The organism is Nocardia amamiensis NBRC 102102, from assembly GCF_001612745.1.
Classification (GTDB): domain Bacteria; phylum Actinomycetota; class Actinomycetes; order Mycobacteriales; family Mycobacteriaceae; genus Nocardia; species Nocardia amamiensis.
This window is the reverse complement of record NZ_BDBA01000059.1, coordinates 1-14,968: the sequence shown is the minus strand read 5'-3', so window position 1 is coordinate 14,968 and position 14,968 is coordinate 1. Positions and strand designations below refer to the sequence as shown.

General features: G+C 69.5%; 20 protein-coding genes. 2 read left to right on the top strand and 18 right to left on the bottom strand.

Annotation, left to right across the window (positions count from 1 at the left end):
• Positions 1-73 precede the first annotated feature (73 nt).
• From NA4_RS13800 to NA4_RS13750, 12 genes are all read right to left on the bottom strand, one after another.
• Complete coding sequence (locus NA4_RS13800; protein ID WP_157128992.1) at positions 74-943, bottom strand: hypothetical protein; 870 nt, start codon at positions 941-943, stop codon at positions 74-76.
• A gap of 129 nt (positions 944-1,072) precedes the next feature.
• Positions 1,073-2,479, bottom strand: coding sequence for an ArdC family protein (locus NA4_RS13795; protein WP_067469682.1), 1,407 nt, complete (start codon positions 2,477-2,479; stop codon positions 1,073-1,075).
• Between the two features lie 110 nt (positions 2,480-2,589).
• Positions 2,590-2,961, bottom strand: a complete 372-nt coding sequence (locus NA4_RS13790; RefSeq protein WP_067469679.1) for a hypothetical protein — start codon at positions 2,959-2,961, stop codon at positions 2,590-2,592.
• 19 nt (positions 2,962-2,980) lie between these two features.
• A complete protein-coding gene (locus NA4_RS40340) occupies positions 2,981-3,742 on the bottom strand; it encodes a hypothetical protein (RefSeq protein WP_067469677.1) in 762 nt (253 codons plus the stop codon).
• A 207-nt stretch (positions 3,743-3,949) separates the two neighbouring features.
• Positions 3,950-4,360 (bottom strand): hypothetical protein, encoded by a 411-nt coding sequence (locus tag NA4_RS13780; RefSeq protein WP_067469675.1) that lies wholly within the window; start codon positions 4,358-4,360, stop codon positions 3,950-3,952.
• A 90-nt stretch (positions 4,361-4,450) separates the two neighbouring features.
• Entirely contained in the window at positions 4,451-5,002 is a 552-nt protein-coding gene (locus tag NA4_RS13775) for a hypothetical protein (protein WP_067469673.1), read from the bottom strand.
• Positions 4,996-5,631 carry a hypothetical protein gene (locus NA4_RS13770; protein WP_067469670.1) on the bottom strand — a complete coding sequence of 212 codons (636 nt, stop codon included), beginning with the start codon at positions 5,629-5,631 and terminating at the stop codon, positions 4,996-4,998. The genes NA4_RS13775 and NA4_RS13770 overlap by 7 nt, the downstream gene beginning before the upstream one ends.
• A 44-nt stretch (positions 5,632-5,675) precedes the next feature.
• The gene (locus NA4_RS13765) at positions 5,676-6,074 is read right to left on the bottom strand and encodes a hypothetical protein (protein WP_067469667.1); all 399 of its coding nucleotides are present in this window, start codon (positions 6,072-6,074) and stop codon (positions 5,676-5,678) included.
• A 29-nt stretch (positions 6,075-6,103) separates the two neighbouring features.
• Positions 6,104-6,271: a hypothetical protein gene (locus tag NA4_RS40335; RefSeq protein ID WP_157128991.1), complete on the bottom strand. Its 168-nt coding sequence runs from the start codon at positions 6,269-6,271 to the stop codon at positions 6,104-6,106.
• A 99-nt stretch (positions 6,272-6,370) separates the two neighbouring features.
• Entirely contained in the window at positions 6,371-6,757 is a 387-nt protein-coding gene (locus tag NA4_RS42570) for a hypothetical protein (protein ID WP_245671342.1), read from the bottom strand.
• 91 nt (positions 6,758-6,848) lie between these two features.
• On the bottom strand, positions 6,849-7,046 hold the full coding sequence (locus NA4_RS13755; protein ID WP_067469664.1) for a hypothetical protein: 198 nt from the start codon (positions 7,044-7,046) through the stop codon (positions 6,849-6,851).
• A gap of 79 nt (positions 7,047-7,125) precedes the next feature.
• The gene (locus tag NA4_RS13750; protein ID WP_067469661.1) at positions 7,126-7,434 is read right to left on the bottom strand and encodes a hypothetical protein; all 309 of its coding nucleotides are present in this window, start codon (positions 7,432-7,434) and stop codon (positions 7,126-7,128) included.
• A gap of 732 nt (positions 7,435-8,166) precedes the next feature.
• On the opposite strand from NA4_RS13750, the gene NA4_RS40330 reads away from it, so the two are divergent.
• Positions 8,167-8,343, top strand: coding sequence for a hypothetical protein (locus NA4_RS40330; protein ID WP_157128990.1), 177 nt, complete (start codon positions 8,167-8,169; stop codon positions 8,341-8,343).
• Positions 8,344-8,411: 68 nt separating this feature from the next.
• On the opposite strand, the gene NA4_RS40325 is transcribed toward NA4_RS40330, so the two are convergent.
• Together NA4_RS40325 and NA4_RS13745 are read right to left on the bottom strand one after the other, a co-directional pair.
• Positions 8,412-8,579, bottom strand: a complete 168-nt coding sequence (locus tag NA4_RS40325; RefSeq protein ID WP_157128989.1) for a hypothetical protein — start codon at positions 8,577-8,579, stop codon at positions 8,412-8,414.
• Positions 8,580-9,065: 486 nt separating this feature from the next.
• Positions 9,066-10,196, bottom strand: coding sequence for a DUF4192 family protein (locus NA4_RS13745; protein ID WP_067469658.1), 1,131 nt, complete (start codon positions 10,194-10,196; stop codon positions 9,066-9,068).
• Positions 10,197-11,010: 814 nt separating this feature from the next.
• On the opposite strand from NA4_RS13745, the gene NA4_RS40320 reads away from it, so the two are divergent.
• Positions 11,011-11,196: a hypothetical protein gene (locus NA4_RS40320; protein WP_157128988.1), complete on the top strand. Its 186-nt coding sequence runs from the start codon at positions 11,011-11,013 to the stop codon at positions 11,194-11,196.
• A gap of 90 nt (positions 11,197-11,286) precedes the next feature.
• On the opposite strand, the gene NA4_RS13735 is transcribed toward NA4_RS40320, so the two are convergent.
• The 4 genes from NA4_RS13735 to NA4_RS13720 form a co-directional block, all read right to left on the bottom strand.
• Positions 11,287-12,162: a phosphoadenosine phosphosulfate reductase family protein gene (locus NA4_RS13735; protein ID WP_067469652.1), complete on the bottom strand. Its 876-nt coding sequence runs from the start codon at positions 12,160-12,162 to the stop codon at positions 11,287-11,289.
• 96 nt (positions 12,163-12,258) lie between these two features.
• Entirely contained in the window at positions 12,259-12,735 is a 477-nt protein-coding gene (locus tag NA4_RS13730; RefSeq protein WP_067469649.1) for a hypothetical protein, read from the bottom strand.
• Between the two features lie 109 nt (positions 12,736-12,844).
• Entirely contained in the window at positions 12,845-13,711 is an 867-nt protein-coding gene (locus NA4_RS40315; RefSeq protein ID WP_067469646.1) for a hypothetical protein, read from the bottom strand.
• 169 nt (positions 13,712-13,880) lie between these two features.
• Positions 13,881-14,968: adenine nucleotide alpha hydrolase family protein (locus NA4_RS13720; protein ID WP_245671341.1), on the bottom strand; the 1,088-nt coding region annotated here is incomplete at its 5' end.

Below are 14,968 nucleotides of genomic sequence, written 5' to 3'. Positions count from 1 at the left end.
CAGCGGAGTTCCGATTCGCGGCGCTCCCGCCGGCCGCCTGGGCGCGGTCGGTCGGCGGGGCTGTGGGCTCGCGTTAGGCGGCCGCGGTGTCCTTGTAGGCGCGCACCATGACGGCCATTCCGGGACCTGCGTTGCGGCCGTAGTAGGTGCGGCGCCCGCGCTGGAATTTCCACGAGTCCGATCGGCGGCCGCGCCGGTGCTCGATGACGCGGGCCAGCTCGCCGCCGCGCCAGGTGGTCAGGGTGCGGCCGTCGCTGGCGACGTAGGCGAGGACGCGGCCGGGTCCGTGGGTCAGTGCGTCGAGATCTGCGCGCGTGCGGTCGTCGAGGCAGCCGTAGCAGTAGGACAGATCGGTCTCGGAGTCGACGCCGTAGCCGGTGCCGATCCCGGCGCGGCCGTCGGCGTCGATGTTGGTGTATTCGTGGCCGCAATCGGCGGTGCCGCGCACGGCGTACCAGCCGCATTCGATGCCGCCCGGGGCGGTGTAGGGCCGGAACGCTTCGGCCGGGCCGTAGTGTTCGGCGTGACGCTGGGCGCGGCGGCCGCGGTTGCGTGCGGGGTGGCCTGCCAGGTTGCGCGCTTTCGCTGCGGTGGGCGTGCCGTGTTCGGCGGTCCATGCTCGGATGTCGGTCAGGGTGTCGGCGTCGATCTTCCAGGCGTCGACACTTCCGGCCAGTGAAAAACTGCCGGTGCCGCGCTCGTCCGGGTTGAGCAGCGTGTCTACGTGGTAGCTCGCGCCGGTGAACTGTCCGGCGGGGTGGCCGTGCGCGGCGGGGGTGCCGATCTGGGCGGCGTCGTAGAACTCGACGACGGGCGCGGCGTCGGTGCGGAGTTTGCCGCTGGCGGTGATGAGCGGGGAGCCTGCGGGGACGTAGCGGACGGTGAAGGGGCGGCCGCTGCGGGCGGTAAAGACTCGGTCGAATTCGGGGGCGTTGGTGGTCATCTCGGGGGCGTCCTTTCTGCGGGGCACCGGCGGCGGTGCCTGTCGATGCCCCGGGCCGCCCTTCTCTGTTTGCGTTTGTCACGCATTGAGGGCATGGGTCGGCCCGGGGTGGTTCGGTGGTGGGGTGGGTCAGGCGGAGAACATTTCGAGCTGTGTTCCGTCGATCTCGCCTCCGGCGGCAAGGCTCGCGTAGTAGCGGCGTTGTGTTTCGGCCTCCTCGCGCTCGTGCTCGAGCCTGGTGATGTGCGCGGATATCGTGGCCGCGCGTTCGTTGTGGATTCGCTGCAACGCGGGGGCGTCGAGTGCGGCGGCGCGCGCGAACAGTTCGGGCAGTTCGGGCAGCTGGGCGAAGTGGCGCAGGATGGCGCGCACGACGGCGCGGGTGCGCTGCTCGGTCCGGTCGGGTACGCGCTCGCTGTAGGGGTTGTAGCGGCCCGCAACCATGCGCATGACGTAGATCGTGCGCATGGTCTCGATCTCGGCCAGCGTGATATGCGTCGACTGGGCGACCAGCCGAATTCCGTTCACCGTCGGCCGCTCGGGGCGCTTCTCGCCTTCGCCGCCGTGCACCCACGGGCCGCCGCGTCCGTTGTCGTGGCCGTAGATGACGTTCACGATGTGCGGTTCGCGTTTCTCGGCGGGTTCGTACCATGCGACGGTGAAGCAGCCGCGCACGTTCGGGCCGGTCACGCGGTAGTAGGCGCGGCCGTTGTCGTGGTCGATCTCGACGACGGCGCGGCCCTCGCCGAACTCGCCCAGATCGAGCGGGATTCCCGGCGCGGCGGCCGGGCGGGGCTCGGTGGCGGTGGTGCTGGTGGCGGTGTGGACGGGGCGCGGGCGCTGGTCGGCGGGGCGGGTGATCAGCTCGGCGACGGCTTGGGCCAGCTGCTCGACCGGCCGGGCGGCGGACACGGTGACGGCGTGGGCGTCGTCGTCGACGACGGGCGCGGGCTGCTCGTCGTCGGTGGTGGCCACGGCGTAGCCCAGGCGCTCGAGCTGGGTGGTCAGGTTCGCGCGGACGACGCCGGCCGGGTCGGCGACGGGTTCGACCTCGACCGGGTCACCTTCGAAATCCTCGATGCCTTCGGTCTGGGAGATATCGAAGACCACCACCATGCGGAACCGTGTGCGGGCTGCGGTCTCGTCGCCCTGGTCGTCGGTGTCGACGGTGATGAACTCGGCGGGTTCGGGCTCGGCGGTGTCGCTGCCTTCGGCCTTCTCGGTGCCCTTGGGCGCGACGATGCGTAGCGCGCGCTCGCCCTTGCGGATGCTGCGGCCGCGGGCCTTCCAGCCTTTGAAGCTGTCGACGTCGGTGAGGGTGATTCCGCGTTCCTCGGCCTGGTTCCAGAGCATCGCGACGTTGCGCAGCGAGTAGCGCAGCAGCTTCGGCGAGGTGGCCTGGGCGAGTTGCCCGACCATCGCCGCGACGGCTTCGGGGTCGGTCAGTTTCTCGTCTGCGGCGTCCTTGATGGCCTTGTCTGCGGCGTCGCGCTCGGCGCGCTGTTCGGGGGTGTACTTCTTCCGGCGGTATCCCATTTTTGCTGCTCGCCTCCGTTTCTCGGGCTGTCCTTCTGTTAATAAATCTTACGCATTTCACGCATGTCACGCAATTGGATTGGTAGTGATCCGGATCACTGTTCGGCCGGTTACTCGATGATGTCTCCGGCGCGGAATGCGGCCCATGCGGCGCGGTAGGCGTCGAGGAATGTCGGGCCGTCGGCGTAGGAGATCGCGCGGTGATCGTCGGCGGCGTCGTAGAGGGACACCGTCCATTCGGTGATGTCGGCGCGGTCGGTGGCTAGGTAGTGGTCTTCGGTGGTGATCAGCAGATACAGCGTGCCCAGGGGATCGGCGGCGGGGCCTGCGTCGGCTTCGATGGCCAGGCATCCGCCGCCGGTGTTGATGATGCGGGGGCGGCCGCCGATCTCGGCGAGTAGTTCCATTTCCGGGCGGTGGGCGTCGAGCATGCGCGCGGCGGTGCGGTCGACGGCCGGGGCGTCGAGTGTGGCTATGGGCATGGCGGGGTGTCCTTCGCGGCTAGAGGGTGGCGACCAGGGCGGCCGCGACGTGCTGACGGTGGCGGCGTGCGAGGTGGGCGGCGTCGCGGCGGTCCTCGGCGAATTCGGAGAACTCGCCGCAGCTGCATCGGGCGGAGCTGTGGCGGTCGTAGACCTTGCCGCTCTTGCCGCCGGGGCGGTGGCTTCCGGCGCTGGTGGGCCATTCGCCGGGGCGTAGGTAATCGCTGGGCCGATGCCAGCCGCGCGGCTCGGCGGTGGTGGTGCGGTGCTGTTCGGCAAGCAGCGCCAGGCGCGCGGCGAGGGTGAGCCGCACAGCCGGGCGGTTCTCCGGTTCGGTGGCGATCAGTCCGCGGTCGGCGAGCCGCCGCGCGGTGGCGGGCGGAATGCGGCCGAGGAAACCGACGTGCAGGCTTCCGTCTGGGCGCCAGCGTGCCCGGGTGGGGTGTTCGGCGATGTGCTCGAGGTCGGCGCGCATGGTCGCGGTGAGGCGGGCGGGGGTGATCGGCTCTGCGGTGATAGTGGCGGTTGTGGTGGTGACGGTGTCGCCGGTGAGGCGGTGCACGTTCCATTGCAGGACGAATCCGCCGTTGCGGCGGGCCTCGACCGTGGCGCGCCGGGTGCGGACAGCTCGGCGCAGCACAGACGTTGTGTCGGCTTCGCTGTAGGTGGCGGTCCAGGTGTCGGCGCCATCGTCGGCGCGGCTGATGCGGAAGCGCAGCGGGGCGAGGCGGAGACGGAGCGGGGCGAGGTCGGGTGCGTGCTCGGCGCTGGGGCGGCTCATTGGTTGGGCTCCGGGGCTGATCGGGCGCGTGTGCGCGGTGGTGGTGTGTGGGTCCGGTGGTGTGCTCGGGCGGGTCGGCGCGATCGGCCGGGGGCGCTGGATGCTGGCCGCTTCAATAGGCGCAGCACGGAGCGCAGCGGAGTTCCGATCCGCGGGGCTCCCGCCGGCCGCCCGCGGTGCGGTGCGGCCGGCGGTGCTCGGGTTGCTCTAGTCGTCCTCGTCCTCGGAGATGGTGACCACGACGCGCGGGGTCAGAGCCTCGAGCAGCGCCGGGAACGCCAGGGCGGGCGCGCCGGGGCGTAGTGCCTGGGTGGTGGCGTGGGCGCTGGCGGTGACGCGCGCTCGGGTGAGGTCGATTCCGACGGCGGTGAGGGCCGCGCGCACGGCGCGCACGGTGGGCGCGAGGTGGCCTCGGTCGGTGCCCTCGTGGGTGTGCCAGGTGACGGCGATTTCGAGGCGGCGGCTGGTGAGAAGGCCGAGGTTGGCGGCGTGCTCGCCTGCCTCGCGGACGGCGCGGGCGATGTCGCGGCGGGCGATGAGGGCGGCGAATCGGTGCCATCCGGGCAGTAGGGGCGTGGTGAATGTGAAGGTGAACGGTTCGGGCTGGGCGGCGATCATCTCGCGGTCTCCTGATTGACGTTTTCTGTTCGGATTTGTCACGCATTCGGCCCGTGGGTGTGGTGTGCTCACGGGCCGAATGCGTGGGGGTTAGAACGAGTCGGCGTGCTCGACTTCGAGCGTGCGCAGGATGCGGGCCAGCTGGTCGGCGGCGCGGTGGCACACCTCGGGCGGGGTGTCGCCGGGCTGGCGCGGCCGGGTGGCGCGGTCGCGAAGCGTGGCGAGGTGTCCGCGTAGGGCCTCGTGGTAGTGGTGGGGCAGCGTGGCCGGGTCGGCGGGGATGCCGAACGACAGCAAGCGCGAAAGGATGGCTTGCACGACTGCGGCGGCCTCGGGGTCGGCGGCGTGGCACGCGCCGGGGCGGACGTAGAGGCGGAACATTCGCATGAGGAATCCGCGCCCGTCGACGGCGAGTGGCATTCGCTCGCATGCCTGGTCGTCGTCGGCTTCGGGCGTCCACGGTCCGACCACGGTGTAACCGGCGGCGGTGAGGGCGCTTTCTGCGGTGGCGGCGGTGTGGTCGATCTGCTCGAGGAATTGGCAGACCTCGACCCCGTAACCGTGGTCTTCGACGCGCCAGACCTGCACAAGGCGGCGGGCGCGGGCGGGGTGGTCGATCGGGGGGCGGCGCGCGATCAGCATCGGGTCTGTCCTTCCTCGGTGGGGGTCTGCGGCGCGGCGGCGGCCGGGTACTGGGAGGGTTTGCCGGGGGCGGCTTCGTCCCAGTTGAGGCGGGACATGTGGGCGTCGGGGTAGGTGGCGGTGAGTCGCGCGATGGCCTGGGCGGTGGTCTCGTCGGTCTCGTAGCTGGTGCGGTCCATGCCCGTGAAATAGCCGTGTCGGCTGTAGAGGTTGACCAGGGCGGGCCGGTCGGTGCCGTGGTCGATCCACTGGGCATAGTTGCCGTTGGGCAGGGTGAAGCGAACGAATTCGGTAGTCACCGGGTGGTGTCCTTCGGGGTCGGTGGGCGGGTTGGTCAGGGCGGCGTTGATCTGCTCGCGGGTCGCGCCGTTCTCGGCGGCTCGGCGGACCTCGGAGCGGACACAGCCGCGTAGGCCGATGCGGTATCCGGTTTGTTCGGGGGGCAGGGTGAGCAGTTCCGCGCGGATCTCGGCGACCAGTCGCAGGGCGGCGTCTCGCACTCGGGCGCGGTAGGCGTCGGCGCGGGCCTGCTCCTGGGCGTCGTGTTCGTCGATCGGCCGATACAGGGGGTGAATGTCGGGGCGGCTGTGCATGGTGTCTGTGTCCGTTCCGGTGTTCGGGGCAGGCATCGGGCACGTACCCTGTGCCCGATGCCTGCGGTGTTGGTCGGTGGTCAGGCTGCGGCGGACAGGTCGGCGGCCGGGGCGGCGGACAGGTCGGCGAGCATCTTGTGTCGGCAGGACAGCGCGCAATCGATGCCCTGTGCCTTGATCACCGGCTCGGGTTCGCCGTTCGGGCGGCTGGTGTTGAGGGTGGTTCGGCGTTTGTCGTCGTCGTCCCAGATCAGGACGGGGTCACCGACTCGGAAGCTGCCGCGTACGCGCTCGGCCATCGTTCCCCGGGAGAAACACACGTCGTAGACGGTGCGGCCCGCCGGTTGGTAGCCGCCGTTTCCGTCGCTGCGGTCGTGGTTGTCGATGACGGTCATGTAGACGGCGGTGCGGGTGCGGTCTCCGTTCTGGAAGGTTTGCAGCTCCGAGATTCGGGCTACGTTTCCCTGAATTTTTCCCATTGGTTCGGTTCCTTTTCTGTGCGGGCGCGTTAGTTGTGGTTCTTCTTGTTTTCGTGCGCCAGGATTTGGAGGGCGAGAGTTTGCAGGATGAGGGGCGGTAATTCGGCGTATCGGTATCCGTCGTCGCCGACTATCCGGAGGTGATAGGTCGTACCGAGGTCGAACACGGCTACTGTGTCGCCGTCCACGTCGGACAACTCCACTACCTTTTCGCCCCGGGGTCGTCCCCTGTCGCCGTCGTCGGAATCTCCGGCGGGGACTATTCGCGTTATTCTGGCCATGATGGGCGGGCGATTTCAGTAGTCGTCTTCGTACCAGGATTCACCGGCGTATCCGGGGTCGAAATCGGCGGGCTGGTGCTCGGGGTAGCGCTGCCGTAGGGCCTGCTCGCGTTCTGCGGATTCGTCCATGTGGTGGGCGCATTCGTAGATCGTGGTTCCGGTACCGCCGTAGGACTGGCGGGCGCTGACCTCGCCTCGGCAGTTGCCTTGCCCGCTGCGGAGGCAGGGTTGCGCGGCGGCGTGGAGGCGGGCGACCTCGATCGGGTCGGGTACGACGGATTTGCAGTCGTAGCACCAGAATTCGCCGGGCTTCAGCTGCTCCTGTTCGGGGTAGAACGGCGGGTTGCGGTAGCCGCATCCGCTGTTGTGGCCGCATTCGCTGTCGGCTGTGGTGGTGGTCATCGGGTGCCCTTTCGGCTGTGGCGGTGGGGTTCTGGCGGGTGCCGGGCACGTACCCTGTGCCCGGCACCCGTGGGGGTCGGTGGTCGGCGGGTTATGCGGCGGGTTCGGGGATGTCGAATCCCTCGGTGTAGGCGTCTTCGCGCTGGCATTCACCGGCGTTGATCTCGCACTGTGCGTCGCTGCACTCTCCGCAGAGAACCGGGGTGCCGTCGGGGCTGATCGCGATGTCGAAGCAGTCTCGGCAGGCGCAGAACTGGTATCCGCCGCCGGTGTGGTTGTTGGCGCTCATATGCAAATCCCTTCGGGTGTGTTTCTGTTTGCGAATGTCACGCAATTTGTAGATGGGTATGCGGCGGCGGGGTGCTGGTCTACTGGGTGGGCTTCTTCTTACGGGGCTTGCGGGCGTAGTAGACCCGGATATTGGGGCACGCCTTCAGGATTGCGGCGCGGTGTGCGTCGTTGTCCAGCAGTGTGCGCAGGAATTCCGGGTCTCGGACGGCGCGGACGTTGTCGCCGTCGATGAGGGCGGCGCAGGTGCGAACATCGAGGATTGCGCCGGTCGCGGGGTCGCTGATCTGGCGGCACACCATGCCTTTGATGATTTCGGTGATCACCTTCTTTTCGAGCGGGTTCGTGGGCATCTCGTACGCGGGAATTTCGGGGGTGGTGGTTTCCATTTCCTTGCCTTTCCTCTCTGTCTTACATCTCTATTCTACGTTTATCACGCATGTCACGCAATTCTAGAGAGGTTTTGCGGGGGTGGTGTTTTTCACTGTTCTTTTTTGGTTGGGGGGCTTGCGTTTTTTCTTTTCGTGCCTTTGGGAGTGCCTGCCTCTCCGGCGAGGAGCGGGGGTCCGGCGGGCGGAGCCCCCGTGCGCGGCCGGCAGGCCGCGAGGCGGTTCGGTGGTGCGGGCGAAGGCATAGGGAGGGGCGGTGTCGGTGTGTTCCTTCGGTCGGCCTGGAGCAGAGAGTGCACGCCAGAAACCGGTGTGCCAGGTGGAGCGCCCGCAGCGCAGCGAGGACGTACGACCTGGCGGACCGGTTTCTGGTGTGCGATCGTCGCGGCGGGCCGATCGAAGGGACACGCCGGCGCCTTGATGCCCGCACCGCCGCGCGAGCGGAGCTCGCGGACTCGGGTGAGCGAGTGGCGGCCGCGGGGTGCGGTGCCGGGGTAGGCACCTCCGGCGTAATGCGGCTGGGAGGTGATTGTGCGGGAGCTGCGCAGGCCGGGCAGGCTCTGTGTCGCGGTAGCTCTGATGCTCCGGGGTGGTGGGGAACCGGCGGCCGGGTGCGTGATGGTTGTGGTCCGGCGTGGATGCCGCTTCGCTTCTGGGCGAGGTTTGTAGGCTGGTGGGGCGGGCGTGTGGATGCGCGGTCGGTGCGGCTTGATCGGGGAAAGGATGGTTGTTGTGAGCGGTGTTTCGGCGGTGGAGCGGGAGGCGGCGCGGATGCTGGTGGAGTTCGCGGCTCCGTCTGCGGAGGATGTGGCCGGGGTGGTGGCCGGTGAGCCGATGCGGTATCAGTCGCTGCCGGAGGGTGTGCGGTTCGATGTGGTGTTTCCGCGTGAGGGTGGGATCGATCTGTAGCTGAGTGGTTGGGGTGCGGGGCCGGTGCCGGTGGGCTCGGCCCCGTTGTCGTGTTCGGGGTGGGCCGGTTATGGCTTGGTGGCGAGTTGGGTTGTGGCCGTGAGGTAGAGCTGTTCGAGGTTGGGTCCGCTGTGGCCGGAGATCTGTTCGTCGCCTGCGTAGATACCGATGTACCAGTGCACGCGGTCGTCGTCGGTGCTGGCCAGCGAGCCGTCCCAGCTGTTGGTGGCGAGCATCGTGTGGCCGGTGGGCTGGTGGTCGATGAGGATGGCGGCGCATCCGCCTGTGGTGTCGAGATTGTTCTGGTCTTTCGGGTGTGTGGCTGGTGGCGGTTCGGATGAGGCTGGGCGGTGGCCTGCGCCGGTCCGCGGAGCGGCCCGGCGGGGCCGCTCCGCGGCCCCGGTGGGGTCGGGGTGTTGGGTGAGTCGGGGCCGGGGCCGGCGGGGTTCGGGTGTGGGCCGCGATGTGTTCTGTGCGAGCGAAGCGAGTTCGATTGCGGCCGTTGCCGATAAGGGCCACGGCCGGGTGTTCGGCCGGTGGTGTGCGCGGGTGGTGAGGTGTGGGTGTGGGTGGTGTGCTCGAGCGGGCCGGGCGGGGAACCGGTGGGGCTGGGTGCTGTCCGCCTCGAGAAGACACAGCACGGAGCGCAGCGGAGTTCCGATTCCGCTGCGCCGGGCCGGGGACGGACCCCCGGGGTCGGGGGTCCGTCTGGGGTGGCCGGGTTATTCGGCGGGGTAGAGGTCGAATTCGGGGGTGTCGATGCCGAATCGCTTGGCGGCGGCCGGTCCGAGTGCGAGGAATCGGCGAGCGGTGTCGGCTTCGACGTCGGCGCGGGCGGCGGCGAGCAGCGCGCGGGCGATGACGGGCATGGTTTCCGAGAGGTGGCCTTCTTCGATCAGGGCGGCGGCTCCGGAGAGGTAGAGGGCTTCGCGGGCGTAGTAGGGGCGGCCGTCGACGTGGTAGAGGACTCCGGCGAGGGCGAGCATGTGAGAGCGGCGGATGCCGTCGAGCTGGTTGGCGATGTGGGAGTAGATGCGCGCGGCGGCGGGGATGTCGAGCAGGGCGAGCCCGAGCAGCGCGTCACGGGCGGACCCGGATACCTCGGCGAGCACTCCGACGCGGGCGGCGAGTCCATCGGCGGTGTTGGTGAGCAGGCGGGCGCGCTCGTCGGCGGGGTAGTCCGCGCCGATGATTCCGCCGTCGGTCCAGTGGTCGGCGAAGTCGGGGGCGTAGGTGCGCGCGTATTCGCTGATCAGCTTGCGGGCCTCGGTGAGGGTGTCTTTGGCGAATCGGCGGGGGTTGTCGCGGTGCTCGGCGCGGGCGGGGTCGGTGTCGGCGGGGGTGGTCTGGGCGAAGGTGCGCGCGATGTCGTCGGGGTCGGGCAGGGGGCCGTGTCCGTCGACGATGGCCGCGAGGGCGGGCGCGGTCATGGCGGGGTCGGGCAGGGTGCCGTATTCCTTGGTGCGCAGGTCGGTCCACTCCTGCCCGGTGGCGATTTTCGGGGTCATGATCACGTTGAGCACGCGGATGCCTTCGCGCTCGATGGCGTCGGCGAGAGCGTCCAGGGCGAACACGGCGCGGGCGGCGTGGTCGGCGTCGGCGACGGCGACCAGGCGCATGACCAGGTCGTCGGGGCCGTGGTGCTTGCCGCCGAGAATTGCGATGGTGTTTTCGTCGTGGGCGTCGAATTTCTCGATCGGGATAACTCCGAAGTTGTGCATTACTCCGTCGCTGTGAAGAATGCCGATGATGATGCAGTTTTCGATTTCGGGCAGGCTGTATGTGGAGGTCATCAAGAGAGCGGCCACCGAGGAAACGAATTCTCCGCCGGTCATTTTGATGTAGTCGATCATTTCGAGCCCTTCCGTAAGTGGCGCGGCGTCCGTTTCGGATTCCCTGTTTCTCACCAACTTACATACTCTATTATAGTATTGTCACGCATATCACGCATTTCTTAAAGGGCTCCGCGCGGGTGACGTTTTTCACACCTATATTTCGCCGTTTCCGCTGTTCAACCGGGGTTTTTGTGCTCCGCTCGCGGGTGTTTTCCGCGTGATCGGGGGGCGATTGTTCTTTTTTATACTCGCGGGGTGGCTGTCCGCCGGGTGGGCGGGCTTTTTGCCCCTGGGTGGTGGCGCGTGCGCCTCCACCCGGGCAGGCCACCGGCCTGCCCCTGACGCCTGCCTTTCTCGCGCAGAGGCTCCAAGGTCAAGGGTGGCCGCAGGCCATCGGCGTAGCCGACGCGACGTAGGAGCGCCCTTGAGGTTGGAGGGGCGCGGGAACATAATGCAGGCGCCACCACCCAGGGGCACGCGGCCGGAGGCCGCGCACGGCGCAGCGCGCCGCCGGGTTCCTCTCCGGCGCGAGTTCGCGGGATGGGGTGACCACCTCCGGCGGCACCGGGCTGGGAGGTGATTGTGCGGGAGCTGCGCAGCTGGGGGACGGCTCGGTGTCGCGGTAGCTCACATTGTGGGTGATCGGCTGCGGGACCGCCGGCCGCGCGTGGTGGTCGCGGGGTCGGCTGCTGTGGCGTTGGTGGTGGTGGTGGTGGTGTCGGTGGGGTGGCGCGGGTGCGGGAGTGCCGTACTCTGGTGGGGCTGGGCGTTGCGCCTGGTGCAGGGATTCCGGGGGAATGATGTTGTACGCGAATGGGATAGAGGTAGCGCGATGAAGGCGGATGTGTCGGCGGTGGATCGTGAGGCCGCGCGGGTGCTGGCGTCGTTGACCGCGGTGTCGGCCGAGGATGTGGCGGCTGTGGTGGAAGGCCGCCCGTATGGTGCGGGCGCGGCCTCGACGGGGTGGCAGATCGTGCGGCCGCGGTACAACCTGGACGGCTCGCCTCTGGAGCCCTAACGCAGGGCTCGCGGCGAATAGTCGTGTGTCGGTTCGACGGCCGACCGGGATGTGGTCCCGGTCGGCCGTCGACGTTTCTGTCCCCCTGGGTCATGCCGCCCAGCTGTCGATGTGGCTGGGCAGCGGCGTGTTCGCGGCGGCGGTGATCACCTCGGCCATGGACAGGTCGAGGCGGAAGCGGTGGCCGATGCGGTGCTCGACGCCGGCGTATTCGGCGGCGAGTTCGGGGGCGAGCTGGGCGGCGCGGATGAGTGCTGGTTTGGAGGCGAGTACACAGAAGATGCAGCTCAGGCGGGGCATTCCGGCGGCGTAGGCGGGGTGTGGCCGGGTTCCGGCGGCCGCGATGCGCCGCCACACGTCGGCGGTAGTCCAGTGATGTGCGGGCAGCCATGTGTCGACGTGTTTGCGGGTGTTGGATGCGCCGTGGCCAGGACTGATTCCCTGTGCGCGGTGGTGGTGGCATTGCGGGCAGGGGCAGGTGCGGCTGCCGTCGTGGGTGAACGGGGTCAGTCGGCGGCGTGCGGGGGATTCTTCGGCGCGCTGGCCCATGACCGAGAGCAGCCGCACGGGGCGGCCGGTGATCCCGGCCGCGCGTGATTCGGCGGCGAGCGCGGTGAACAGTCGCCGGATCGGGCCTCGCTTGAAATCGCTTGTGCACCACCGTCTTGCGGCGTCGGGGAAGCGGCCGCGTTCTTCGATGCGGGCGAGTAGATCCGGGCCGCGGCGGGCGACGGTTTCGAACCGCAGCCCGTAGAACGCGGCGTGTTCGGCGGCGAGGGCGGCGGTGCCGGGCCATTCGGCGCGGCCGAGGTCGGCGTGCACGGCGGTGATGCGGTGCGCGACTCCGGCGGCGCGGGCGGCGGTGACGGTGTGGTCGAGGGTGGCTTGGGAGTCCTTGCCGCCGGAAAGCGAGATGACGATGTGGTCGTAGCTGGCCAGATCCGGGCCAGGCATGGTGTTGGGCATGGTGGGTTCTCCGGGAGGGTGGAGCGGGCATGGGGTGTGCGGCGCCAGCGCGTGGGGGCGGGGCCGCGAGTGCGGGGAGGGCGGGCGTGTTGTTCATCAGCGGCCCGCCTCGTGGCTCGGGTCGTGGGGGAGGTATTGCGCGATGTGGCGTTGTAGGGCGCGGACTCCGGCGATCTGCGGGCCGGGCTCACCCTCGTGGGGCCAGTCGTCGCGGCTGAGTTCGAGCATGTCGAGCAGGGCGGCGATATCGGCGGCGAGGGCCTGCGGCTCGATGTGCTGGACGGGTTGGCCGGCGGCGAAGGCTTGCAGGGCGGCGTAGCCGTCGGACCAGCCTTCGGCCAGGATGCGGGACTGCTGGGCGTCGGGGGTCCAGTCGGGGCCGCGGCGGTAGGCGACGGCGATGAGGTGTTTGTAGCGGTCGTAGTCGTCGTAGCCGGTGATCTCGCAGCGGGTCACGGTGGACGCGCGGTCGTGGTCGACGGTGACGAGGGTCAGCGCGTCGTCGTCGATGACGATTTCGGTGTCGGCGGTCAGGACGTCGAGCCAGGATTGCAGGTCGTTGCGGGCGTTCATCGGGTCGCTTTCTGTGCGGTGGGGGATCGTTCGGCCGGGCGCGGGCGCGCCGGGGAGGGCGGGGCCGGGTGTTTGTGTCGCGGCCCCGCCCTGCGGCGTGGCGGGGTGGTTACTGCTGGGATGCGGCAGCGGCGCGGTTGAGGTCGGACAGGACGGTCAGCAGGGCGTGGACGGCGTCGGCGGCCGCGCATTCCTGGGTGCCGGGGTCGGTGCGGCCGGGGCGTACGGGAAGCGGGCCGGTGTAGGTGTGGGTGGCCAGCACACGGCCGGTGTCGGGGTTGTGGATCTCGACGGTGATCGGTGGTCCGTCGGCGGCGCTGTCGTGGTCGGGAGCGATGAGCGTGACCGGATGCCCGGTGGCGGGGTCGATGAGGAGGTCGTCGTTGTCGGCTTCCTGCGCAGCGGTGGCGAGCAGGACGGGCCACGCCCAGTTCCAGTCCGCAGTGTCGGCGAACTGGTTGCTGTCGCCGGGATTGCACCAGTCCTCGGTCCACAAGGTCTTGCGGATCTCGTCTTCCAGTTCGGCGGGCGTGACGCGCAGCGCCACTACCGGTGCCGTGGCCGGACTGGAATCGGTTGGGGCGCTGTCGGTCTGGTCGGCGGGGCGCGGTTGAAGTCCGGGGCAGGAGTCGTGGGGTTCGATGCAGGCGTGGATACCCAGGGCGGTGACACCGCCCTCGGCGTGGGCGAGCAGGGCCAGTCCCCTCGCGAGGGCGTCGAGGGCGTGGCCGCCTTTCTTGCCGCCGAACTGGAGGGCGTCGCCGTGGCTGGCGATCGTGTGCGCGGCCTCGGTGGTGGCCTGCTGGCGCTGTTCGGTGGTCCAGTCGCGCACGGTGGCGATCCACGTCGGTACCAGCGCGAGCAGGGTGGTGGTCAGGTTCGCGGCGAATGCCTCGTCTTTCGGGTCGCTGCGCGGGGTCCTGGCGACTTCGACGACGCAGCCGAACGGGCGGTGCTGGGCGGGGTTGGCGTTCATGGTTCCTCGTTTCTCCGGACCGGGCGGGCGCCCGGTGCCGGGATGTATTGCGGGATAGGGGATATGGGGGCGCGGGCGCGCTCGGGTGAGGGGCGCGGTCCGGCGGTCGGAGGGTGTGCGCGGTCGGGGGCCGTGCGCTGGTTGCGCGCGGTCCCGAGGCGCGGGTGGTTCACGCCGCGTGGGCGGGTGTTATCTGCCAGGTGGCGTCGATCGAGTCGTCTTCGTCGTCCTCGCCGCGGCAGCCCCAGGGTGAGCAGCCGCGTTCGATCTCGAGGTCGGCGACGGCGTCGAACATGTCGAGCTGGCGGGAGCGCCATTCGGCGGCAGTGACGTGGTCGATAGGTGCGTGCTCGAGCGGCACGCACGAGCGGTGCAGGAACGCTTGTCCGCGTAGCGGTTGCCCGTTGGCGTTGGCGCGGGCCGCGCCGTGGCGGATGGCGTGGTCGAAGGCGATGGCGTCGGCCCATTCGGCGGGCCGGTGGTCGCGCATATCGCGCCAGTAGGCGTTGGTGTGGTACGGGCACCCGATGCACGCACTTTTCGGTGTCGACTCGAAACCTTTTGTGCGCAAGTATCTTTCGCAGTCCTGGCGGGTCCAGCCGTGGACTGAGCGGCCGGTGCCGCCGGGCAGGAACAGCAGCGGGAAGGCGCTGCGGGTGTAGGCGACGTCATCGGTGGCGCGTGCGGCGCGGGAGGATTCGTCGATGCTGTAGCCGACCCATTGTTCGGCGAACACTCCGGCCGGTACGGGCGTGGGGTGTTCGAAGCCGAGCAGGGCACGCACCTGGGGTTTGATGGCGGCGATTTTGTATTCGGCGGTGCAGGCTCTGCGCAGCATGCCGCGGCTGCCGTCGGGGAACAGCAGGTAGAGCGGCATTTGCGCGAAGCGGGCGTGTGGGTTGAGCGCGTCGTTGCGGATGTGGCCGCGGCGGACGCGGTAGATCGGGATTCCCGCCGGGGCGGCGATCTCGGTTTCCAGGCGCGCGAGGTGGGCGTAGACGGCGGCCGGTTCCCATCCGGTGTCGGCGAAGATCGCGGCGTCGGGTTTGGGCAGGCGGCCTTCGGCGGCCAGGAGCAGCAGGGTGCTGGATTGGACTCCGGCACCGAGCGAGATCAGCCGCAGCGCGGGGCGGGTGGTGGGCGTGCTCATGATGTCGGGGCGGTGGATGGGGCACCGCTGGTAGGTGGATTGGGCATGGTGGTTCCTTGGTGGTGCGTGGTGGATGTGCGGCCCGCTGGGCAGGCGGGTGCACCTGC

Coding starts and splice junctions, on each gene's coding strand:
- NA4_RS13800 (WP_157128992.1), bottom strand. CDS start 943: ATGACCACCAACGCCCCCGAATTCGACCGAGTCTTTACCGCCCGCAGC.
- NA4_RS13795 (WP_067469682.1), bottom strand. CDS start 2,479: ATGGGATACCGCCGGAAGAAGTACACCCCCGAACAGCGCGCCGAGCGC.
- NA4_RS13790 (WP_067469679.1), bottom strand. CDS start 2,961: ATGCCCATAGCCACACTCGACGCCCCGGCCGTCGACCGCACCGCCGCG.
- NA4_RS40340 (WP_067469677.1), bottom strand. CDS start 3,742: ATGAGCCGCCCCAGCGCCGAGCACGCACCCGACCTCGCCCCGCTCCGT.
- NA4_RS13780 (WP_067469675.1), bottom strand. CDS start 4,360: ATGATCGCCGCCCAGCCCGAACCGTTCACCTTCACATTCACCACGCCC.
- NA4_RS13775 (WP_067469673.1), bottom strand. CDS start 5,002: ATGCTGATCGCGCGCCGCCCCCCGATCGACCACCCCGCCCGCGCCCGC.
- NA4_RS13770 (WP_067469670.1), bottom strand. CDS start 5,631: ATGCCTGCCCCGAACACCGGAACGGACACAGACACCATGCACAGCCGC.
- NA4_RS13765 (WP_067469667.1), bottom strand. CDS start 6,074: ATGGGAAAAATTCAGGGAAACGTAGCCCGAATCTCGGAGCTGCAAACC.
- NA4_RS42570 (WP_245671342.1), bottom strand. CDS start 6,757: ATGACCACCACCACAGCCGACAGCGAATGCGGCCACAACAGCGGATGC.
- NA4_RS13755 (WP_067469664.1), bottom strand. CDS start 7,046: ATGAGCGCCAACAACCACACCGGCGGCGGATACCAGTTCTGCGCCTGC.
- NA4_RS13750 (WP_067469661.1), bottom strand. CDS start 7,434: ATGGAAACCACCACCCCCGAAATTCCCGCGTACGAGATGCCCACGAAC.
- NA4_RS40325 (WP_157128989.1), bottom strand. CDS start 8,579: ATGCTCGCCACCAACAGCTGGGACGGCTCGCTGGCCAGCACCGACGAC.
- NA4_RS13745 (WP_067469658.1), bottom strand. CDS start 10,196: ATGATCGACTACATCAAAATGACCGGCGGAGAATTCGTTTCCTCGGTG.
- NA4_RS40320 (WP_157128988.1), top strand. CDS start 11,011: ATGAAGGCGGATGTGTCGGCGGTGGATCGTGAGGCCGCGCGGGTGCTG.
- NA4_RS13735 (WP_067469652.1), bottom strand. CDS start 12,162: ATGCCCAACACCATGCCTGGCCCGGATCTGGCCAGCTACGACCACATC.
- NA4_RS13730 (WP_067469649.1), bottom strand. CDS start 12,735: ATGAACGCCCGCAACGACCTGCAATCCTGGCTCGACGTCCTGACCGCC.
- NA4_RS40315 (WP_067469646.1), bottom strand. CDS start 13,711: ATGAACGCCAACCCCGCCCAGCACCGCCCGTTCGGCTGCGTCGTCGAA.